This window comes from Winkia sp. C0117E2, from assembly GCF_056590455.1.
This window is the reverse complement of record NZ_JBWPWD010000004.1, coordinates 24,957-47,871: the sequence shown is the minus strand read 5'-3', so window position 1 is coordinate 47,871 and position 22,915 is coordinate 24,957. Positions and strand designations below refer to the sequence as shown.

Here is a 22,915-nt window from a genome sequence, read left to right as displayed (position 1 = left end):
AGGAATGGATTGTAAATGAAATCGTTTTTTGAAGATTTGAACGCACCCTACGCCCTAATTTTCGGCGGTCAGGGAAGTGCGTGGGGACCTCAGCTATCTGCCCTGTTGCACAGCTCTTCCATTGCGAAGGAAGTGGGCGCTTCTTGGCAGAAGGCGAAGGAAAAGGTTTCGCCTCTTGCATTGCAGATTGCAACGGCTGCTCCGGGTGCGCTAGACCGTCTGGAAGCTCTCTTTGGGGGCGAGGGTGTTAGCGCGGACAAGAAGTACATTGACGCCCCCCTTTCGGTACCCGGCATCACTTTGACCCAGTACGGTGCGGTAGTCGCGCTGGCACAATCTTCGCTGGCATTGCGCGAGAAGGCACCGCTTGCCTTTCTCGGCCACTCCCAGGGCGTGTTGGGTGCCGAGCTCGCCCGCGCATACGCCGCCGGCAAGCAGGAAGAAGTAGTCGACGTGTTGGCACTGTCCCTGCTCGTTGGCACCGCTGCTGCCCGAGCCACTGCTCTGAAGGGGGCTCTTGGGACAGCCGATACCACCCCCATGATGTCCCTGCGAGGGGTAGACCTGCGTTTTGTCGAGGAAGTATGCACCGACTCGGTCTCGCTTGCCGTCTACAACGGTGACAAGGCATGCGTGCTTTCGGGGCGTCCTCGTGACCTGGAAGTAGCTCTGGCCCGGCTGGAAAACAAGGTAGAGGAATTCAATGCCTCCATTACCCAGCACCGCAGCGGCGGCAACCTGATCAATCTACAGGTGGATCAGCTCGAAGTGGCCGTCCCATTCCACAATAAACTCCTTGTAGAAGCGGTCGAAGAAGTAAGCGAATGGGCGGCCAAGTGCGGCATTGACACCGACTTCGCCCGTCGTCTGGCACATGCCATTCTGGTCGCGCCCACCAAGTGGCCGCAAGTCCTTGAAGAGGCCCACAACCAGGGTGCAAAGTGGTTCATCAACGTTGGCCCCGGCCCCGTCCTCGCGCAAATCACCGCCCCTCTTCTGGCCGGTTCCGGCAGTGGAGTAGTAGACGCCGGCGAGGAGAGCGCCCGCCAGGATCTAGACACGCCTGGCTTCGTCGTGCCCGCCCCGCTCGATTACACCGATTTCGCCCCGAGGCTGAACCAGCTTCCGGACGGCAAAGTGAGCGTTTCGACTAAGTTCACTCGCCTGACCGGCTACAGCCCAATCATGCTTCCGGCAATGACCCCCACCACGGTCGATGCCGGAATTGTTGCCGCAGCCGCGAACGGCGGTTACTGGGCGGAACTTGCTGGTGGCGGCCAGTATTCGCCAGAAGTGCTAGAAAGCAACTTGAACAAGCTCTCTGCTTTGCTTCAGCCCGGCCGCGCCGCACAATTCAACTCCATGTTCTTCGACCGCTACATGTGGAACCTCCAGTTTGGGGTTCAGCGGATTGTCCCGAAAGCCCGCGCGAACGGAGCCGCAGTCAACGGCGTAACTATCTCGGCGGGTATTCCGGAAGTCGAAGAAGCAACCAAGCTACTCGAAACTCTAGGCGCAGAAGGCTTCTCTTACGTCTGCTTCAAGCCTGGTACCGTGGAACAAATCCGCCAGGTGCTCGCCATTGCGAAGGCCGCGCCGGAGCGCGACATCATCATGCAGGTCGAGGACGGAGCTGCCGGCGGACACCACTCCTGGCAGTCCCTAGACGAACTGCTGCTCGCTACCTACCATGACATCCGCAAGGCAGGGCGCGTAGTGCTAGCCGTCGGCGGAGGCATCGGCACCCCGGAGAAGGCCGCTGAATACATTTGCGGCAAGTGGTCTCTGGCCTACGGCCGTCCGCCGATGCCAGTGGATGCCGTGATGGTTGGTACCGCAGCCATGACCGTGAAGGAAGCTACGACCTCGGCCGCTGTGAAGCAATTGCTGAAAGACACCCCCGGTATTTCTGAAGGGTGGATTGGTCGCGGCGAGGAACGCGGCGGCATCACCTCCGGGCTGTCCCACCTGGACGCGGACATGTACGAGATTGAAAACTCCTCTGCTAAGGCATCGCGTCTAATTCACCAGATTGGCACCGACGCCGTCGAACTCGAAAAGCGGCGCGATGAGGTAATCGAAGCGATCAACAAGACCGCCAAGCCCTACTTCGGGGATTTGGAAAAGATGACCTATGCGCAGTGGGCAAGCCGCACTATCGAATTGTGCTACCCCTGGGCAGACCCCACCTGGAATGACCGCGTCTGGGACCTGTTCCGGCACATCGAGGCTCGCCTAACCGAAGCCGATCACGGCGAAGTCGAAACCCTATTCCCGAATCTAGAAGACATCGAGGACGGGCCTGCCGCCCTCGAAAAGCTTCTGGCAGCATATCCGTCGGCACGCGACATCAAGGTCATCGCTACAGATGCGGCATGGTTTATTGATCTGTGCCGCAAGTACGTCAAGCCGATGCCTTTCGTGCCGGTGATCGACACCCAGATCGCCCGCTGGTGGGGGAGGGACACTCTTTGGCAGTCCCACGACGAGCGCTTCTCTGCCGACGCCGTCCGCATCATCCCCGGCCCGCTGTCTGTGGGCGCAATCGATCGCATCGACGAACCGATTGCAGACATGTTTGCCCGCTACGAACAGGGCGTGCTTTCACAGATTGAGGGCCAAGCCCGCCCCATCTACGCACGTCTGGCTGAAGCAGCTGACGTGCGCGCGTTCCTGGCCGCAACTCCGCTGCTCGAATGGAACGGCAACTTGGTAGAAAACCCGTTCCGGCACTCTCCATCCCAGTGTTCCCTGCGGGAAGACGAGGACGGCCTGACCCTGGTTATTGCCTGCGATAGCATCTGGGACGGCATGGACAATCCGCCTTACGCGGTGCCCGCCCTCGAACTGCCCCTGTCGCTGCCGGAGAGCTGCGCTCGTGGCGGTTACCCGGTCGTGGACATGGAACGCATGTCTACTACCGCCTTCAAGCTGCTGGCTGGGGCTGCGGGCGTTGGTTCTATCGCTACCTCCGGCGAAGCAATTGAGCAGATGCCGCAGATCGTTGCTGGAGCGGGCTTTGGCGAAGTACGCGATGAATTCCTGCTTGGCCAGAACCTGGGCGCTGCCCATAGTGCGGTTACCGGTGCCGCGCTTGAGGGCGAGCTGGCCCCCTGGGTGCCGGACGCACTGGTTGGTCCTTGCTGGCCCACTATTTACGGCGCGCTGGGTACTGCAACCTACGGTGATTACCCGGTTATTGAGGGCCTCATTAACGCAGTTCACCTAGACCACACGGTTCGCTTGAAGGCAGAGGTGCCATTTGGCAAGCGCGTTCACACAGTAGGCCGGTGTGCAGCGGTAGAGGAATCTTCTTCCGGTCGTCTGGTCCGCGTGGAAGTGTCCCTCTTCGATGGTGATAAAGAATTTGCTCAGCTCATCGAACGCTTTGCCATCAGAGGGCGAGTCTCCACTTCGGATCCGGCAAGCCCGGCTCCGCTGCCATACGACACTGAGGTGGACGATACCCCGCGCCTGCTGCTGCGGCGCGTGCAGGTATACAGGCTCCTGCCGAGATGACCCCGTTTGCTAATGTTTCTGGCGACTTCAACCCGATTCATACTTCTTATTCCGCAGCGCGGATGGCTGGGCTGAAGGCTCCGCTCGTGCACGGCATGTGGCTGTCGGCTACTTCCCAGCACGTCATCGAGGCAGAACTGGATAAGCAGGCTGGGCACACGATCACTTCGTGGACCTACGAGATGTTCGGCATGGTCAATTTGAACGACCAGATCTCTATCTCGGTTGAGCGCGTTGGCCGGGTCCGTTCCGGCGGCCTGATTTTGGAAGCCACTTGCAAGATTGGTGACGAGCTCGTCTCTCGAGGTACCGCTGTCACTAAGGCTCCGGTTACCGCCTATGTTTACCCAGGTCAGGGTATTCAGAAGCAGGGGATGGGCCAGGACGATCGGTTGCAGTCGAAGAGTGCCCGGCAGGTATGGCAGCGGGCGGATCGTTTCACTCGCACCAGGCTCGGCTTCTCGATTCTGACTATTGCCCAGGAGAATCCGACTGAACTGAAGGTAGCTGGCGAAACTTATCGCCACCCGCGTGGGGTCATGAACCTGACTCAGTTCACCCAGGTTGCCCTTGCCACTTTGGCATACGCGCAGACTGAGCGGCTCAAGGAAGAGGGCGTATTCCTCGAGGGGGCTAAGTATGCTGGTCACTCGCTAGGCGAATACAACGCGCTTGCTGCCTGTGCGGATATTTTCCCGCTCGAGAAGGTAATCGAGATTGTTTACCAGCGTGGTTCTGCAATGCATCACCTGGTGGAGCGCGATTCGCAGGGGCGGTCTAACTACGCAATGGGCGCATTGCGCCCGAACCAGTTTGGTGTCACTGACGAGGGCATCCGCGACTACGTGGCTTCGGTTGCGAAGAAGAGCGGGCAGTTCCTTGAAATCGTGAACTACAACCTGGCTGGTGCGCAGTACGCCGTCGCAGGCACCCTGGCAGGGCTCGCAGCTTTGGAAGAAGATGCCACTGCAAGGGCGAAGGCATGGGGTGGAAAGCCGCCGTTCATGCTGATCCCCGGTATTGACGTTCCGTTCCATTCTTCGGTGCTGCGCCCCGGGGTAAATGAGTTCCGGCAGAAGCTAGACGACGCAATTCCGCAGGTCATTGACGTTGAGAAGCTGGTAGGGCGGTACATTCCGAACCTGGTGGCTCGCCCCTTCGAAGTGACCGAAGACTTTGCCAAGGAGATCCTGGAAGTAGTGCCTTCCGAGGCCGTAGCTCAGCTGCTTTCTGACGGTTTCACTGACTCCAATGCCGCCGCCCGCACACTTCTTATTGAACTGTTGGCGTGGCAGTTTGCTTCTCCTGTCCGCTGGATCGAGACCCAGCAGCTGCTGCTTTCTGCGCCCGAGGATGGAGGCCTTGGCGTACAGCAGTATGTCGAGGTGGGTCTTTCCTCTTCCCCGACACTAGCGAACCTTGCGGATAAGACTCTGAAGCTGCCGGCACTGTCTGACAGGCATGTCGACATCTTGAACGTGGAACGCGACGCGCAGCGGGTATACCAGAAAGACACCGTGTCTTCGGTGGCTCCGGCCGTGCCGGCTGCCCCTGCCAAGGCACCCGTTGAAACGAAGAGCCCAGAGGCAGCGCCCGTCGCTGAGCCTGCTGCGCCCTCGAGCCCCGCGCCAGCTCCTGCTGGAGCAGCTGCCGCACCGGAGCTCTCCTTTGACGCCGGCGATGGCATCACGTTCCTGTTGGCCTATTCGAACAAGCTCAACCTGGATCAGGTTGAGGATGCTGACACGGTAGAAACTCTGACCAACGGCATCTCCTCGAAGCGAAATCAGCTGCTCATGGATATCGCTGCGGAACTGTCGCTTCCTGGCGTGGATGGGGCAGAAGAAGCAGACGTGAAGACGCTGCGGCAGAAGGTACGTACCCTGGCGTCCTCCTACGCGCCATTCGGGCCTGTCCTCTCTGACATCGTGGCTGCAAAGCTGCGTGCCCTTCTAGGGGGCGCCGGCCTCGACGTGGATTACGTGGGCACTCGCCTGTCCAGCTACTGGGCGCTACCTGCAGGCTGGGAGCCGAAGGTTATCGAGGCGCTTGTCTTAGGAACTAGGGAGGGCGACTCCGTCCGCGGTGGTTCCCTGTCTAGTTTGGCGGCGACGGTTTCCTCTAAGGCACAGGCAGATGAAGTCATCGATGCTGCGGTGCAGCTGGTGGCTGCTGCCGAGGGCGTCACTGTTGCTCCGGCTACGGCTGGCGGCGCCGGCGGAGGCGGGGTAGTAGACTCCGCCGAGCTGAATGCGCTGCGCGAGGACGTGCTGGGTGCTGACGGTATTTTGGCTTCGCTCGCAAAGAGCGTGCTGGACCAGCTCGGTACAACTGCGGCAACTGCCTTAGTTCCCACCAGCGATACCGAGCTACTTGGCGCGGTAGAAGCCGAGTTGGGCACCGACTGGCAGAAGTTCGTTCGACCCGCCTTTGACGCCAATAAGGCGGTCCTACTGGATGATCGATGGGCGCTGTACCGCGAAGATTTAGCACGAGCCGCAGCAGCAATTGAGCGAGGCGAACAGCGCGATGCAGACGATCGCTGGGACGGCGCCGGCGCTACCATCGCTGCGCAGGCCCGTTGGTATGCTCGTCATTCCAAAACACCTGAGTTCTTTGAAGCGGTAGCCGAGCGGGCGGAACGCACTGCTAACTTCGAATTTGCCCAGGACGTCGCCCTCGTTACGGGGGCAGCGCCGAAGGCCATTGCGGCCCAGGTAGTAGCGCGTCTGCTACATGGGGGCGCAACGGTCGTGATGACGGCTTCGCGAGTCAGCGATGCCCGTCTGAAGTGGGCCAAGGAACTATACCGCGAACACGCTCGAGGTGAAGCTGCACTGTGGCTCGTCCCCGCGAACATGGCATGTCTGCGCGACGTGACCGCTCTTGTGCAGTGGGTTGGCAGCGAACGCCGAGAATCCGTAGGCGGCAAGACCACCGTCACTAAGCCAGCACTCCTGCCAACACTGGCCTTCCCGTTTGCTGCTCCGTCCGTGCTCGGTCGCCTGGGCGAAGATCCTCGCAAGGGATTGAATGAATTCAGGCTTCTGGTCACCAGCGTGGAAGCTACGATTTTCGAACTGGCTCAGCTGGGCGCCGACACTGCCATTGGGCATAAGGTGCACGTGGTTCTGCCCGGTTCGCCGAACCGGGGTACCTTCGGTGGTGACGGTATGTACGGCGAGGCCAAGGCCGCTTTGGACGCCATCTGCAACAAGTGGAAGGTGGAAACTGGTTGGCCCGATCGCATCACGTTGGCTCACCCCCGAATTGGGTGGGTGAAGGGCACCAACCTGATGGGTGGCAACGACGCAATCGTCCCCGCTGCCGAGAAGGCTGGCATCCATGTATACGACACTGCCGAAATTGCTGACGAACTGGTTCGCCTAGCAGGGGCGCAGGTGCGTGCGCAGGCCGAACAGGCCCCCGTAGATGCAGATCTTACGGGCGGCCTGGCAGATGCCAAGGTATCTTTGCCGGAACTGGCCGCTCAGGTGGAACGAGTCTCGTCTGCTCCGGAGCCGGAGGCCGCTGCGGTGACCATCCCTGCTCTGCCGAGCCCGCGTTTGCCGCGCCAGGCAGTAACCGAGTGGGAAAAGGTAGAGACCTCTCTGGACGATATGGTCGTCATCGTCGGCGCCGGCGAAGTCGGCGCCTGGGGTTCTGCACGCACCCGTCTAGAAGCTGAGCGAGGCATTGAGCCCGCCAACCTCTCGACTAACGCAGTCATCGAGCTGGCATGGATGATGGGCCTGCTCACCTGGAAGGATGCTCCCGCATACGGCTGGTACGACCAGGATGACGAACTGGTGCAAGAAGAGCAGATCCACGAGCGTTTCGCGGCCGAGGTCGTGGCCCGCTGTGGCATCCGTCCGTTTGCGAATGATTCCATTCTTCGCGAGGGCGGCTCTAACGACGTGACTACCATGTTCTTGCCGAACCCGGTCACCTTTGCGGTTGATTCTAGGCAGGTGGCGGACGCCTACAAGCAGGCCGACCCGTCCCATACGGAGGTCTTCTTCGATGGCAAGTGGCAGGTGCGCAAGTCTGCCGGTTCTAAGGTCCTCGTGCCTACCTTCGTGCCTCTTACGCGTACGGTTGGCGGGCAGCTGCCTGAAGGATTCGATCCTTCCCGCTGGGGAATTCCTGCGGGAATGGTGGAAGCCCTGGATCGCATTGCCGTGTGGAACCTGGTTACCGCCATCGACGCGTTCACCTCTGCTGGCTTTACGCCCGAGGAACTGCTGAATGTCGTCCACCCCGCCGACGTCGCTTCGACTCAGGGCACTGGTATTGGCGGTATGGAATCCCTGCGTGAGGTCTTCCTCTCGCGCTACCTAGGCGCAGAGAGGCCACAGGATATCCTGCAGGAAGCACTGCCAAACGTGGTGGCGGCTCACACGATGCAGTCTTACGTGGGCGGTTATGGTTCCATGATCCATCCGGTAGGGGCGTGTGCTACTGCGGCTGTTTCGGTAGAAGAAGCGGTGGACAAGATCGCCCTCGGCAAGGCCGACTTCGTTATCGCAGGCGGTATAGACGACATCTCGGTTGAATCCCTAACGGGCTTCGGCGACATGAATGCGACCGCCAACTCGCAGGAGATGGCCGACAAGGGGATTGCTCCCAGGTTCTTCTCGAGGGCGGGCGACCGTCGCCGTGGCGGTTTTGTGGAAGCTGCCGGTGGTGGCACGCTACTCCTTGCTCGCGGTTCCGTAGCAGCGAAGATGGGCTTGCCAGTACTGGGCGTCCTTGCCTACGCCAGGTCGTTTGCCGACGGCGCACACACCTCTATCCCGGCTCCGGGATTGGGCGCGCTCGCCGCTGGCCGCGGAGGAACCGAAGGCCACTTGGCTAACGTCCTTTCTAAGCTTGGCTTGTCCGAGGACGACATTGCGATCGTGTCTAAGCACGACACCTCCACAAACGCGAACGACCCGAACGAGGCGGAACTGCACTCGCGGCTCGCTAAGGCTCTGGGGCGTTCGGCTGGTAACCCGCTCTACGTGGTATCTCAGAAGTCACTGACTGGGCACGCGAAGGGAGGGGCTGCACTGTTCCAGGCCGTCGGTCTTACCCAAATCATAGCTTCTGGCATAATTCCGGCAAACCAGTCTCTGGACTGCATCGATCCGGTAATGCGCCAGTGGGAAGAACTCGTCTGGCTGCGGGAACCGTTGGCCCTTGGCCGGCCCATCAAGGCTGGGGTACTCACCTCGCTTGGCTTTGGACACGTATCCGCTCTGGTGGTTATTGCCCATCCTGGTGCGTTCTACGAACGCCTCACCAGCGAGCAGGGGGCGCAAGCCGCCGCCTTGTGGCTGGAGCGCGCCAACGAGCGACTCGCCGCCGGTGAGTCTGCACTGCAGCGCAACATGCGTGGGCAGGCAAGGCTGTTTGCCGCTCCTGTGGCAAGGCGTTTCAGCGGCGACGAACAGGTAGATCACGAGGCCGAAGCAGCTTTGCTGCTAGACCCGACAGCGCGACTCAAGCTGAACGGAAAATACCTGTAATGACCCATGTGGTGGGGCTCGGCTGCGACGTGGTGGATATTGATTCCTTCGCGTCGCAGCTGAGCGAGCCCGGCTCCCTACCAGGAGCATTCTCCGCTGCCGAACACGCAGTGGTGACTAAACGTTCAGCAGCATTCGCGCCCCAGGTGCGAGCGCAGCTGGAAACTGCCTCTTATGCAGCCCGCTGGGCAGCTAAAGAGGCAGTAGTAAAAGCGTGGTCGACGGCGCTCCTTGGATGCGCCCCCGTTCTCGCCGATACGGCCGAGATATGGCCGCAAATAGAAATTTTGAATGACCGGTGGCGGCGCCCCTATGTGCGCCTAAGTAGGCAACTTGAAAGAGCTATAGCGCAATCGCTTTGCTGTGCCATCGAAGAAATGACCTGGCTAATTTCAATAAGCCACGATGGTCCAACCGCCTATGCCACCGCAATTTTGCAAGTAACTAGCAGTGAGGAAAAACGATGAAAACTGTAGCTGTGAAACCAACCGTACTAGTTGACTATCTATCGGCAAGAAAGAGCTGGGTCGCAGACTGCGCCCTGGCTCTTCTAGGCGCCGCGGTAGTGGGCCTGTCGGCACAACTATCCGTACCCATGTGGCCGGTACCTATTACGGCACAAACACTTGCTGTGCTGCTCGTTGGAGCTGCACTGGGAGCCCGCCGGGGAGCTTTGTCCATCACGTTCTATCTACTGATTGGTGTGGCAGGTGTGCCCTGGTTCGCCGGCATGACTGGCGGTCCGGCCTCCTTCATGAAGCCGTCCTTCGGATATATCATCGCCTTCATCGGTTCCGCCTGGGTTAGCGGTCGTATGGCCGAACGACGCTGGGATCGGAGCTTCGGCAAGACGCTCGGAGCCTTTGCCGCAGCGGCCGTCATTCCTTACACCATCGGTGTGCCATACATGGCCATGGTGCTGGCCGCCCTCGGGAAGCCGCTGTCTTTTGCCGAGGCAATCAATCTTGGCGTCACCCCCTTCCTAATCGGGGACACGGTCAAGTGCATAATCGCCGCAGCTATCATGCCCGCCGCGTGGAAGCTGCTAAGTAAACTTTCGTAGGTTGCCTCCTCCTTGCCTCGCATCTGTTTTAATCGGGGCAAGGAGGAACAATGATTCAATCTTTGCGTTTCGGTGAAGAACTAATCCCTGAAGCGGGCCGCTACCACCTAGTAGTTTCGCCCACCTGCCCATGGTGTCGCCGGGTAGCAATAGCTCGGCGTATTTTGGGCCTGACAGATGCGATCGCCATCTCGGAGTCTGTTGGCACTGGCGCCGACGGCTTTATTTTTGATTCGGGGTGTGGCTTCGACGAAACATTACGGGTGCGCACGGCCCGTGAACTCTACCGGCGCCAACAGGATTGGAATCCCGGCGATTCAACCACGGTGCCGGCGCTTGTAGACCTAACAACGTCCAAGATCGTTGCCAATGAGTCTGCCGACCTACTTATTGACCTGGCAACCCAGTGGAAGCAGTTCCACAAAGAGGGCGCACCAGACCTATACCCCGCCTCGATGCGGGATCAGCTAGCCGACCTCGACCAGGAAATTCACCAGAAGGTAAACAGCAAAGCCTATCCGATCAACCATTCTGAGGATCCAGACGAGGTAGCTGCGGCTAAAGAATCGATCGTGTCGTATCTGCAAAAGATCGATCTGAGGTTGCAAGAGAACACGTATCTGACCGGTGAAGAGGTGCGGGGAAGCGACATTAGGTTGTTCACGACTTTAGAGATGGTCGCGACGATGGGCCCGTTTGCTTCCTCGATCCATGGGGCATTTGCCGATACGCCGGGAGTGGCCCGCTACTTCAAGCAGCTTTGTTCACTTGAGGGATGGGTCAGCGAGGCCGAGGCAAAAGTTCTTCACCTGAGCTGAAATATTAACCAAAAGGTGCGGGAGCCCCGTAGGACTCCCGCATCTTTTCATGCCTTATCGCTTCTGGTAAAGCGCCTTCTTCTGGTATTCAGGTTCGGAGGTCACCTGAATATCCAAGTTGCGGAAGATACCTTCGTCGACCGTCCCCAAAATGGTGGTGGTGTGAACCTGACAGCCGCGCAGTTCCTTCAGCTTTCCCAGTGCTGCAGCAGCATTGGGATCAGAAGCCGCTGACACGGAAAGGGCGATGAGCACCTCGTCTGTGTGTAGGCGGGGGTTGCGCGAGCCTAGGTGCTCGGTCTTCAGCGTCTGGATAGGAGTAATAGAGGAGGGAGCAAGCAGGTCTACTGACTTGTCAATGCCTGCCAGCAGCTTGAGTGCGTTCAGCAGCATAGCCGCGGAGCACCCTAGCAAGGCAGAGGTCTTGCCGGTGACGATGGTTCCGTCGTGCAGTTCTAATGCCGAGGCCGGAGCGCCAGTTTTGGCTGCCAATTCCACGGCTGGAGGCACTACTGGCCGATCGGATTTGCCAATGCCGAGCTTGGACATGACGATCGCAATGCGCTTGGACTCAAGTGGTTCGCGCTCTTCCCTGCGCTCGGCTACTAGCGCCTTGTAGTAGCGCCGGATTACCTCTTGTTTTGCAGCATAGCGGCATACCTCGTCGTCGCTAATGCAGTTGCCTGCCATATTGACTCCCATGTCGGTGGGGGACTGGTATGGGCATTCCCCCGTCAGCTGGGTAAGCAACTGGTGCAGGAGCGGGTAAACTTCCACATCGCGGTTGTAATTTACTGCCTGCTTGCCGTAAGCCTGCAGGTGATAGGGGTCAATCATGTTCACGTCGTCGAGGTCGGCGGTAGCGGCCTCGTAAGCCAGGTTGACCGGGTGATCTAGAGGAATATTCCAAATGGGGAAGGTTTCAAACTTCGCGTATCCTGCCTTGGTGCCGCGCTTGTATTCATGGAAGATCTGAGATAGGCAGGTAGCCATTTTCCCGGATCCGGGACCTGGAGCAGTGACGATTACCAAATCCCTTGAAGTCTGCACAAAGTCGTTCTTGCCAAGACCTTCATCCGAAACAACGTGGGCGATGTCGGCCGGGTAACCCTTGATTGTGCGGTGGCGGGCTACCTTCAACCCCAGCTTTTCTAGACGCTGCTTGAATGCATGAGCAGGTTTGTTGTCGTCCTCCATCTGCGTCATTACCACGTTTTCGGCTAGGAAGCCGCGTTCGCGGAACACGTCGATCAGGCGCAGCACGTCCTCTTCATAAGGGATGTTTAGATCCGCTCGCACTTTGCCGCGGGCCACGTCTTTGGCGTTGATAACGACCAGAATCTCCAGGTCGTCTTTGAGCTGCTCAAGCATGGCAATCTTGTTGTCAGGCGTAAACCCTGGAAGCACTCGCGACGCATGCATGTCGTCAAAGAGCTTGCCGCCCATTTCCAGGTACAGCTTGCCCCCAATTTCATTGCGCCTCTTGGCAATGTGCTGAGATTGTAGAGAAATGTACTTGCTACGGTCGAATCCTATTTGACTCAACTGTCCTCCAATAGATCGTCACTATGGGGCCTCAGTTGAGCCCTAACAAGTATACAAATGGATTTTGGGTAAGCGGTAGCTCAGCTAGCGTGTTCTTAACGACTTCTACGGTTTTGTATCTTTGCGCTCTTTTCGGCCTAATTTAGCCAAATCTGCCAGTGCTATCAGCTCGAATATTATGCCTGCTATAAGTAGTACCCAAGAACTAAAAGTGGAGCCGCGGCAAAGCCTGACGATGCTCACCACAATGAGGGCGGCGAACACCGTCAGCCTTAGCGCCAGGAACCACCTCGAATTAGTCAACATCGACTTCGTCGGGATGAGCGGCAACGCGGTTACCACGTTCCAGGTCGTGGATCTTCAAAAATTCTTCGTCGGTCAGCTCGAAATCGAAGATGTCCATGTTTTCGACCATGCGTTCTTTATGAGAGGTCTTCGGGAAGATGATGTTGCCTTCCTGAATGTGCCAACGCAGCACCACCTGGGCAGGAGTCTTGCCGTGGGCCTTGGCGGCCTGGGCGATGGGCTCTTCGTTGAACAGATCGTACTTGCCCTGTCCGAGTGGGCCCCACGCCTCAATCTCGATCCCGCGGGAACGGCAGTACTCGGTTACTTCGCGCTGCTGGTAGGTGGGGTGCAGTTCGATCTGGTTTACCACCGGGACAATTGGCTCCCCACCGGGGCTGAGTAGGTTGTCCAGGTGCTTGGGCAGGAAGTTGCACACGCCGATGGACTTTACAAGGCCCGCTTCCCGCTGCTTGCCTAGTTCCTCCCAAGCATCTACATAGGCGCCCTGCTTTTCACATGGCCAGTGGATTAGGTAGAGGTCTACATAGTCAAGGCCTAGGCGTTCCAGCGACGCATCCAGTGCGTCCTTTGGATTCTTCTGATCGTCGTTCCACAGCTTGGTAGTGATGAATAGTTCGGAGCGGTCGATGCCAGACTTCTCGATGGCGCGTCCTACGCCCTCTTCGTTGCCGTAGATCTTCGCGGTATCAATGTGGCGGTAGCCGGCTTCTAAAGCTTCGGAGACTACGCGCTCTGCGTCGTTTTCGTCCACTTTGAAAACGCCGAATCCTAGTTGGGGGATCAAATTGCCGTCGTTTAGTTTGATGTTTGGAATTTCGCTCATGTGCCCAGTCTTTCATCTGTGATGGGCATCTCGCTTGGTGACGGAAGAGGTTTTCGCCAGCAGACGAAGTGTCGCTCCAAAATAGCCGTACTGAAAAGGAAAATTAGATAGATTTACTTAACCGGTTTAGTAAACGTTGTGGCGCAATGGTGCGCCCAGAAACAGGTAACAATGAAAATTGCAAACAAATTAGCCCTAGCCTGCGTTCTTGCTGTGGGGGCCAGTCTCGTTCCCGCTGGCGCTTACGGCGCCGAAGCACCTCGCCCGGTGGGGGCGCAGCAGAATTGTCCGGCGCCAGTGTTTATGGCCTACTACCGTACGTGGCGGGACAAGGCAATGCCCTCTAATGCCAACTCGGATTTGCCGGACCCGAACGTCATCTCCATGACTGATCTTCCCAAGGGAGTCGATATTGTTTCGCTCTTCCACTATGTGAATCCAGCGTCCGGGGTAGATCAGCGCCCATTTTGGAACCAGGTGAAGAACGAATACGTGCCTCGGCTGCACGAGCGGGGCATGAAGATCATCCGCTCTGTGGGTGTTGATCAGATCTACAAGTACGGACTTACGGCAGATTCTTCAGAAGCGGAGTACCGGCAGGCTGGCGCCGAAATTGTGCGGGAATTTGTAACCGACACTGGCATCGACGGCTTTGACATAGATATGGAAACGACACTCAGCCAACAGGAGCAGGTAATTCTGGGGAAGGCTTTCAAGGCTCTGCGCGCCGAACTTGGCCCTGACAAGCTCCTTATTTACGACACGAATCGAGGCGCCGAGGGGGCTTACGTTTCGCAGGTTGCTCCTTATATTGACTACTTGTTCTTGCAAACTTATGGGCGTTCTATAGATTCCATCTCCAGATCCTGGGATTCGTATGCCCCCTACATCTCGTCTTGCCAGTTCCTGCCTGGGTATACCAGTCCTGAAGAGGGCGACTTGTACAACCGCTGGTATGACACGGTGGGTCCTGTAGAGCAGTCGAATGCGGTAAAGATGGCCAAATGGAATCCGGAAGGTGGTCGCAAGGGTGGCGTTTTCGCGTATGCAATTGATCGCGACGGAATGACTTATTCCGAGGCCGATTTGAAGCGGATAGCGCCTAGCGAATTCCTGTATGCGAAGGCCGTGATCAAGACATTGAAACCCGATCTGGATCAGTCTGGCCCAGCACAACCGCAGGAACCATCTACAGAACCATCAGTACCGCCTACTTCCGAACAGCCAGAACCCGTACCGGATTCCCCTAAGAGGCACCGCACTGCTGCGGGCCAGAAAGATGTAGCCAAGCCGGTAAAGGTTGCAAAGGGACACGAGCGGTTAGCTAATGCCGGTGTTCCCGGTAGCCTCGCCGGCGTAGGCCTGGCAAGCGTTGGGGTGGGGCTCTTGGTGCGCTCTAGTCGAAAACGGTCTTAGTGGAATCACGTTCTATCAGGCGAGGAGAAAGATCGAAAGGCTCCGTCTCCTCGCCTGCTAGAAGGGTATCTGCCACCGCTTCCCCGAACCGGTAGGTATCGCGGTGGATAGCGGTAATGGGTGGCGACATAGCCTCGCATGTGAGCGAGTCTTCCAGGGAAGCGACCGCCACGTCACGCCCGATTTGTGCTCCCGCTTCCCGGAGCGTCTGCACCCCTGCAATCGTCAGCGCTTCATTGTCGAAAACGTAGGCGGTAGGGCCTGTCCCAGTTAGCTGCTTGCGCACCGCTGCCGCGGCCTGCTCGGCTGTGTAGTCGGTGTATTCGACCTCGACCTTCGGCCCCCGCCGCTTTAAAGCAACTTGCGCGCGCTGGGATACGTGGCGCAACTGCTTATTGCCGGCTACGTAGGTGACATGTTTATGGCCGCGCTCTTCTAGATGAGTCAGCATCTGCTCCATTACAACCTTGTCGTCGATATACACCGAAGGGAGCAGGGAGCTCTTTTCGCCAGCAATGACCGCTTTGAGTCCCAACTCCTTCAATAGCCGAGGGCGGGGATCGTCGCGGTGTAGGTCAACTACCGCTACCGCATCGACACGGTGTTGATCGGCCCACTGCTCGTAGATAGCGCATTCGCGTTCCAAAGAAGTCGCTACCTGAAATAGGAGGCCGTAGCCCCGTTGGGACAGTTTCGCCTGCATACCGGTCATGAATTGCATGAAGAATGCTTCTGATCCGACCGCTTTGGGGGAGCGGGCTATAACGAGTCCAATTGTGGAAGTGCGCCCGTCCGACAGGGCCCTGGCGGCGTAATGGGGTGACCAGTTGATTTCTGCTATTGCTGCGAGGATGCGCTCGCGGGTTTTCGTGGATATTCCCGGTTTGTCGTTCAGGGCAAACGAGACGGCAGTAGGCGAGACGCCAAGCGCTTTGGCGATGTCGCTAACTCTGGATTGCCGGTTTAATTTGGGACTCATCTTTTTCCTTTGCATCTGCTGGAAGGATACTCCACGTAGTAGCATTTTTCGGCATGTAGGTGCGCTTTTAGCATTCCAAGAAAAATATTAGAGATTGTAATGAAAGTAGTTGCATCTTTAACTAAAGCGGTTTAGTCTGTTGGGTGGAACGCAATGACGCTGGCCCGCAGGAGCAACTCAAATGCACGATACTCACCAACTTTTGGAAGCGCGTTTTTCTAGGGTTCTAAAAGAACGTGTCCGTCCTGCCGAACATGAAGTCCTTTCCCCACTATCCATTGCGGCTTTTGCCGTAACTGATCCGAATGGGGTTGAAGGGCAGGGCGAACCGATCAGCTTCCAGCAGGCCATGGAAGGCAATTTTGTCCCCTTCGAGGTGGGGCAAAGTTGGGGACCAGCCTGGGGGACTACCTGGTTTCGTTTCCAGGTGCGCTTGCCGGAAGAGACTGAAGGACTACAGTGCATCGTAGATTTGGGCTGGGAAGACCACTCGCCGGGTTTTCAGTGCGAGGGCCTGGTCTATACGCCGGATGCAGAAATCCTGAAGGCCATAAACCCAAAGAATCAGTGGATCCCTGTTAGCGGTAAGGCTGGCGAAACTCTTACCTTCTTTGTTGAGGCTGCCGCAAATCCGCTGCTTTTGGCAGTGCCACCCTTCCAGGTGACTTATGACGGGGATAAGCAGACGGCTAGCACCGAGCCGATTTACAGGCTGAAGAGGGCGGAGCTCGTTAGAGTGCGTCCGGACGTGCGCGCCCTCGCTTACGACTTAGAGATGGCCTCCACCCTGGCACTAACCTTGGGCGAGGCGGAGAGACTGCGTTTTGACCAGCAGATCAATAAGGCAGTAGACCAGTTAGATCTGGCTAATGTCGCTGGTACCGCCCGCGCCGCGCGGGAGCAGCTAGCACCGCTGCTGAACAATGGTTCTCTTCCCGGGGCACACCAACTCACCGCAGTAGGACACGCGCACATCGATTCGGCGTGGCTGTGGCCTGTTCGGGAAACCCGCAGGAAGGTAGCGCGTACCTTGGCAAACGTTCTGCGCTTACTTGACGACGGAGAAGAGATGTACTTCGCCCTGCCTGCAGCGCAGCACGTGGCGTGGCTCGAAGCAGATTACCCGCAACTGTTTGAGCGAGTGGTTCAGTGGACTAAGAAGGGCCGTATTGTCCCGGTAGGCGGAATGTGGGTGGAACCTGATGCTGTTCAGCCCTGTGGGGAATCGATGTGTCGGCAAATGCTATATGGCCAGCAGTATTTCCAAAATAAGCTTGGCAAACGGTGCCAGGGGGTCTGGCTTCCTGACTCCTTTGGCTACTCTGCGGCATTGCCACAAATAGCTAAATTGGGTGGGGCAAAATGGTTCCTCACGCAGAAGATTTCTTGGAATCAGACGGACGTCTTCCCGCATCACACGTTGAATTGGGAAGGGATAGATGGCACCCGCATTTTCACTCACTTCCCTCCGGTGGATACCTACGGAGCCGAGATGAGTGCCCAGCAGGTTCAGTACGCGGCTGCTAACTTCAAGGACAAGGCGAAAGCTAGCATGTCGCTGGTTCCATACGGATACGGCGACGGCGGCGGCGGCCCCACCCGTGACATGCTGGAACGCACAAAACGATTGGCCAATACTGCCGGATCTGCCGCCATAGTTCACGATAGTCCCGATTCCTTCTTTACCAAGGCGCTCGCGGATTATCCCGACGCGCCTGTGTGGGTAGGGGAGCTGTACCTGGAAATGCACAGGGGAACATTTACCTCGCAAGCAAATATCAAGCTTGGAAACAAGCAGGCTGAGGCGGCTCTGTTCCAGGCGGAACTGTGGGCGGTCAACGCTCGAGTTGCTGGATTGATGGACTATCCCACCGCCAAGTTTGAACAGTTGTGGAAGTCGGTTCTGCTTTGCCAGTTCCACGATATTCTGCCCGGCTCGTCTATCGCCTGGGCTTGTCAGGACGCGGTAACAACGCAACGACGGGTCATTGAAGAGGCTCGCGAAATCTCGGAAGAAGCACGCTGCCTGCTAGCTGGCAACGCCCAGAATTATTTCAATGCGGCCCCGCAGAACGTTGGCGAAGTGGCACCGTATTCTTTTGGTGCCAATGCGGCCCCGCCTCAGAAGGGCAAGGTAGAACGCGGTCAGGATGGGTTTGTACTGACCGGTTCCGGAATTACCGCGCACATCAATGCCCAGGGGCTAGTTGACTCATTGGTAGGAACCGATGGGCGGGAAACGATTCCATCCGTAGAGCCGCTGGGACAGCTCTGCCTATATCAAGATTTCCCAAATATGTGGGATGCCTGGGATATTGACGAGTTCTATTCCGCATCCGAAAAGACTTTGCAGCCGGTGCGAGTCTGTTCCGATGCCGAACGTGTAGTTGTGAAATATGCTTTCGGATCTTCTCAAATACAGGTGAGCTATTCGATTTCCGACGCACTGTGCGTGGACGTAGATGCTACTTGGCATGAGTCCGAGAAGCTGGTGAAGCTGAACTTCCCAGTGGACGTGCATACTGACCATGCCCTATATGACACTCAGATGGGCCATATCAGTCGGCCGATTCACCAGAACACCACTTGGGAATCGAACAAGTTCGAAGTTTCTACGCAAAAGTGGATTTACGCTCCCGAGGGCGAATTCGGGGTGGGCATCGTAAATGAGGCTACTGCCGGCTGGTCTGTGCGTCGCAAGGCCCACGAATGTGGTGGCACATACGCGGTATTTGGTGCCTCTCTACTCCGAAGCCCGAAGTTCCCTGATCCGCAGACCGACCACGGCAGCCACTCCCGCTCGTTCCAAGTCCTTCCCGGAGCAAGCCTTCGCCAAACGGTAGAGCGCGGATACGCCCTCGCCCAACCGCTGACTGCAGCAACTGGCGAAGGGGAGGGCGCAATCCCGTTGCTGCGCAGTGTTGAGGGGATTGTCATCGAGGCCGTCAAATGGGCTGAAGATGGCAGCGGATTTATAGTGCGCGGCTACGAGCCACTCGGCCAACGGGCAGGCATGTCGCTGGAATTTGGCTATGACGTTGAAAGCGTAAAGGTAGTGAACGTGTTGGAAGAGGACGCAGCTGATCTAGCACAGATCGAGGTAGTAGGTAACCGAGTGAGCGCCACCCTTCGCCCGTTCCAGATTCTAACCTTGAAAGTTGGCTGTAACTGATGAAGGTCGGGGTAAATTACGTGCCTCGGAAAGGCTGGTTCTACCAGTGGGCACACTTAGATAAAGCTGCTGTACACGACGACTTTCAGGCAATTAGGCAGATCGGATTAGACCACGTTCGAATTTTTCCGTTGTGGCCACTGCTGCAACCCAATCGGACTTTGATCTCTAATTCGGCTCTCGATGACGTGCAGTGGATGGCAGAAGAGGCCGTCCAGTGCGGATTAGAGGTAAGCGTAGACGTTCTGCAAGGTCACCTTTCCAGCTACGACTTCCTCCCGTCTTGGGTTCTGTCCTGGCATAAGCGCAATATCTTCACTGATCCGCAAGTAGTGCAGGCGCAGCGGGAATTGGTCGGGCGCATATGTGAAAGGCTTGCCCCCTTACAAGGAGCAAGTGGGATTTGCTTGGGCAACGAGATAGTGCAGTTTGCTGCCAACAGACACCCGCATCCCTGTGAACTCAATTCGGACCAGGCCGCGAAATGGGTAGATTCCCTTTTAGAGGAGGCCCAGCGAGCATGGCCGCAGGGAACGCACACCTTCTGCTTTGATGACGACGTGCTTTTTGACCCAACTCAGCCTTTTACCCCACGGGAGGCCGCCAAGGGCGGAGCGATGACAGTCCATGCGTGGATATTTGGCAGATTGGGGCCGAAGCTCGGGAAGGATCATCCTTGGCTAAACCTGTTTGCCCGCTATCTGTTGGAGCTGCTACGTGCTTGGGGGCCGCGCAAACCTCTGTGGCTGCAAGAGGTAGGGGCGCCACTGAACTATTTGAGTGCAGAACGTGCCCCCGAATTTGTTACCGAATCACTAAAGCACGCAGCTGTTGTTGAGGAGTTGGAACAGGTTACCTGGTGGTGCTCGCATGATTTGGACCCGAGCTTGGCTGACTTCCCCCAGGTTGAATACGCCCTCGGCATATTTGACTACAAAGGGAATCTGAAGCCAACCGGGCAGGCCCTAGCCGACTTCAAGCAGGGCTATGCCGATGGCACTGTTACGCCTTATCGGGCCGGCAAAGAAACCTTGCCCATAGAAGCTCCTGACAGTGGACGGATTTCTACTCGTCCCGATGGGCAACTATTTGCTACTTGGGCACAGGCAATCGAGGACGGCACCCCGTTGCGTTTGGAGGTACAACATGTCCGATAATCCGCTCAATCTTGAAGTGCCCGCACGCCAGGGCGGCCCCGAAAAAGGTTACTTAGTGAGGCGCGTCCCTGCGGATCCTACGACACCGGGTTCGCCGCAGGTTGGCAAGCATTCCTTCGAGGTAGTAGCACGCACCGATGTCCAGCGCCTTGCTGGCCAGGTTCAAGTGGCATTAGAGCAGGCTGCAGATCAGGTAGTAACCGTGGGGGTGCACGAGGCCCCGATTGGTCATCGTTCGCTCCACCTGGACGCCGGTAGACACTATTTCTCGCCCTCCCATATAAAACAGATTCTTCACCTGATGGCCTGGTGCCGCTTGAATGTGCTGGATCTACACATCTCAGATACACACGGTTATCGGGTGGCATCTGCGTTGCACCCAGAAATTGTTTCGAAACACCACCTCAGCAAAGACGAGATTGAGCAAATCGTTGCTTATGCGGCCGAACTAGGCATCGAGGTCGTGCCCTCTTTCGATATGCCTGGGCACTTGCATAAAGTTCTTGGCCCCAATCAGTGGGCAGGCTTGCGTGACGATTGCGGGCAGTTAATTCCAGGCGCCCTGAACATCTTGGATCCGCAAGCGAAAGAGCTAGTGTGGGATTTGATGGACGAAGTAGTCCAGATGTTCTCCGCAACCTCGTTCACAGTGGGGGCCGATGAATTCCTGGAATACGGCACTCGGGTGGATTCTCTGGAGAGGCAAGCAGTTGCACAGTTTGGGCCCGGCGCTCATGGCAACGACGTGTGGATAGATTTCGCCAACCAGTGTGTGCAACGCCTAGCAGAGCAGGGGATCGCGGTAAACCTATTCAACGATGGGGTCCATGTAGACGCGAAGGTATTTCCAGATAAGCGCGCCAACATTTTCTATTGGACCCGGTGGGGAGCACATATGGCGCCTCCGCAACGCTTTGCCGAGTTGGGATACAAGTTGCACAACTGGGACGGAGAGAGTCTCTATTTCATCTTGCGCGAGGAAGGCAATTGTAAGATCCCCACTTTCCAGAGTGTCTGGCGGGATTTCGATCCTTACGTTTTTCCCGACAAAGCCGGTGCAGTTCGGCTGCGCCCGGATGGTGCCAACTTCTCGGTGTGGTGCGATCAGCCTGAAACCATGACATCGGACCAGATAATAGCCAAGCTTATTGATCCACTTTTCGCATTTGGGCAGCTCTTGTGGCCACTCGGCAGACGTCGGGACGAGGCTCAGACTAGAAAACTACTGAGCCAACTACACACTTTCCAAAATCAATAAATAGTATGAAAGGAAATGCAATGAGGCATTCACTGAAAACGCTAGCCTCTGTGCTCGCAGTGGGAGCGTTCGCAGCTACCGGTCTTGCCGGGTGCGCTGGCGGAGGCTCCTCCGAGTCTGGGGTAGATGCGTCGAAAGTAAAGGACCAGGAGGTTTCTGGCAACATAACCTTCCAAACATGGTCTTTGAAAAACGAGAAGTTCACCCCCTATTTTGAGAAGTTGATCGCCGATTTTCAGAAAGAGAATCCGAAGGTCAAAGTTAAGTGGATGGATCAGCCTGGTGACGGGTATGAAGAAAAGATCCTCCAGCAGGCTAACTCTGAACAGCTACCGGATGTAGTCAATCTGCCGCCGGAGTATGGCGCTCCGCTAGCCAAGGCCGGAAAGCTACTGGATCTAGCTAAGGCTGACAAGAAAACCTTGGAAGGCTATGTAGACGGCGGTGTCGAGGCCTACCAGTACCACGGCGTAGACGGCTCCTTCGGATACCCCTGGTACCTGGGAGTTGCCTTCAACTACTGGAACACCGATGCGTTGCAGAAGGCCGGACTCAGTAAAGACAAGCTTCCCACCAGCGATGACGAGCTGTACGCCGCAGCCGAGAAAGCTGCGCAGCAGGGAGTAACTCTGATGAATACCCGTCCTGACCTGGGCTACTTGGCCTCGCGCGGCGTCAAGGTATGGGACCCCTCCTCGCGTAAGTTTGTGTTTAACAACAAGGACGCCCAGAAGCTACTACAGCGATACGCAGACCTGTACAAGAAGCATGGCGTTGCCCCCGAGATGATCGGCAAGGCTGATGACGGCGCCCAGCTAAACGAGGCGTTCTACAAAGGCACTCTAGGTGGCCTCAACTCCACCCCGTCCTTTGCCTCCGACATCAAGAAGGATGCGCCCTCCGTGGCGGACAAAGTGGTTGTAAATGAGCCGTGGGAGACTCCGAACCTCCTAGTCCAGGGCATTTCAGTGTCGGCCAATTCCAAGAATCCGGCAGCTGCGCTTGCTTTCGCTCAGTACGTCACCAACAACGCAAACCAGGAAGCTTTCGTAAAGATTGCCAAGGGATTCCTGCCCGGAACGAAGGAAGGCAACAACGATCCGAACTCCTTCATCTCGGACGAGGATACGCCCCTGGTAAAGGAAGCAATTAAGACTGCAGCCAGCACGGCCAAGAAGGCTAAGAGGCTCACTCCGATCGAGCTAAGTGAAGAGATGAAGACTGCCTACTTGCAGCAGATCACTGCCGCTATGCAAGGAGACATCTCGGTGAGCGATGCCTTGGATAAGGCAGTCGAGGAATGTAACAAGCTCGTAGAAGACAACGAGTAACCCCGGGAAGTG

Annotated in this window: 13 protein-coding genes; 10 read left to right on the top strand and 3 right to left on the bottom strand. The window is 57.3% G+C overall.

The window, feature by feature from the left end; genetic code table 11:
- Positions 1–15 precede the first annotated feature (15 nt).
- Genes AC1EKG_RS06250 through AC1EKG_RS06230 form a run of 5 tightly spaced genes read left to right on the top strand, consistent with a single transcriptional unit; the run spans position 16 to position 10,913 of the window.
- Complete coding sequence (locus tag AC1EKG_RS06250; protein ID WP_481067784.1) at positions 16–3,519, top strand: fatty acid synthase subunit beta domain-containing protein; 3,504 nt, start codon at positions 16–18, stop codon at positions 3,517–3,519.
- Complete coding sequence (locus AC1EKG_RS06245) at positions 3,516–9,032, top strand: acyltransferase domain-containing protein (protein WP_481067783.1); 5,517 nt, start codon at positions 3,516–3,518, stop codon at positions 9,030–9,032. The genes AC1EKG_RS06250 and AC1EKG_RS06245 overlap by 4 nt, the downstream gene beginning before the upstream one ends.
- Positions 9,032–9,499: a holo-ACP synthase gene (locus AC1EKG_RS06240; RefSeq protein WP_004807639.1), complete on the top strand. Its 468-nt coding sequence runs from the start codon at positions 9,032–9,034 to the stop codon at positions 9,497–9,499. Before AC1EKG_RS06245 ends, AC1EKG_RS06240 begins: the two co-directional genes overlap by 1 nt.
- Positions 9,496–10,095 carry a biotin transporter BioY gene (locus AC1EKG_RS06235; protein ID WP_004807641.1) on the top strand — a complete coding sequence of 200 codons (600 nt, stop codon included), beginning with the start codon at positions 9,496–9,498 and terminating at the stop codon, positions 10,093–10,095. Before AC1EKG_RS06240 ends, AC1EKG_RS06235 begins: the two co-directional genes overlap by 4 nt.
- 50 nt (positions 10,096–10,145) lie before the next feature.
- On the top strand, positions 10,146–10,913 hold the full coding sequence (locus AC1EKG_RS06230) for a glutathione binding-like protein (RefSeq protein WP_004807642.1): 768 nt from the start codon (positions 10,146–10,148) through the stop codon (positions 10,911–10,913).
- 54 nt (positions 10,914–10,967) lie between these two features.
- Here AC1EKG_RS06230 and AC1EKG_RS06225 read toward each other — a convergent pair whose 3' ends face one another.
- Both AC1EKG_RS06225 and AC1EKG_RS06220 read right to left on the bottom strand, forming a co-directional pair.
- Entirely contained in the window at positions 10,968–12,458 is a 1,491-nt protein-coding gene (locus AC1EKG_RS06225; RefSeq protein WP_004807644.1) for a DUF1846 domain-containing protein, read from the bottom strand.
- Between the two features lie 295 nt (positions 12,459–12,753).
- Entirely contained in the window at positions 12,754–13,590 is an 837-nt protein-coding gene (locus AC1EKG_RS06220) for an aldo/keto reductase (RefSeq protein ID WP_004807646.1), read from the bottom strand.
- Between the two features lie 171 nt (positions 13,591–13,761).
- Here AC1EKG_RS06220 and AC1EKG_RS06215 point away from each other — a divergent pair, with 171 nt between their 5' ends.
- Positions 13,762–15,006: an EndoS/ChiA family endoglycosidase gene (locus tag AC1EKG_RS06215; RefSeq protein WP_004807648.1), complete on the top strand. Its 1,245-nt coding sequence runs from the start codon at positions 13,762–13,764 to the stop codon at positions 15,004–15,006.
- On the opposite strand, the gene AC1EKG_RS06210 is transcribed toward AC1EKG_RS06215, so the two are convergent.
- Positions 14,987–15,985: a LacI family DNA-binding transcriptional regulator gene (locus AC1EKG_RS06210; protein ID WP_160309218.1), complete on the bottom strand. Its 999-nt coding sequence runs from the start codon at positions 15,983–15,985 to the stop codon at positions 14,987–14,989. The genes AC1EKG_RS06215 and AC1EKG_RS06210 overlap by 20 nt on opposite strands.
- Before the next feature lie 181 nt (positions 15,986–16,166).
- Here AC1EKG_RS06210 and AC1EKG_RS06205 point away from each other — a divergent pair, with 181 nt between their 5' ends.
- Genes AC1EKG_RS06205 through AC1EKG_RS06190 form a run of 4 tightly spaced genes read left to right on the top strand, consistent with a single transcriptional unit; the run spans position 16,167 to position 22,903 of the window.
- A complete protein-coding gene (locus AC1EKG_RS06205) occupies positions 16,167–19,157 on the top strand; it encodes an alpha-mannosidase (RefSeq protein WP_004807651.1) in 2,991 nt (996 codons plus the stop codon).
- Positions 19,157–20,314 carry a glycoside hydrolase 5 family protein gene (locus AC1EKG_RS06200; protein ID WP_004807653.1) on the top strand — a complete coding sequence of 386 codons (1,158 nt, stop codon included), beginning with the start codon at positions 19,157–19,159 and terminating at the stop codon, positions 20,312–20,314. Before AC1EKG_RS06205 ends, AC1EKG_RS06200 begins: the two co-directional genes overlap by 1 nt.
- The gene (locus AC1EKG_RS06195) at positions 20,304–21,572 is read left to right on the top strand and encodes a family 20 glycosylhydrolase (protein WP_004807654.1); all 1,269 of its coding nucleotides are present in this window, start codon (positions 20,304–20,306) and stop codon (positions 21,570–21,572) included. Before AC1EKG_RS06200 ends, AC1EKG_RS06195 begins: the two co-directional genes overlap by 11 nt.
- Before the next feature lie 20 nt (positions 21,573–21,592).
- Positions 21,593–22,903, top strand: a complete 1,311-nt coding sequence (locus AC1EKG_RS06190; protein ID WP_004807655.1) for an ABC transporter substrate-binding protein — start codon at positions 21,593–21,595, stop codon at positions 22,901–22,903.
- Positions 22,904–22,915: the final 12 nt, after the last annotated feature.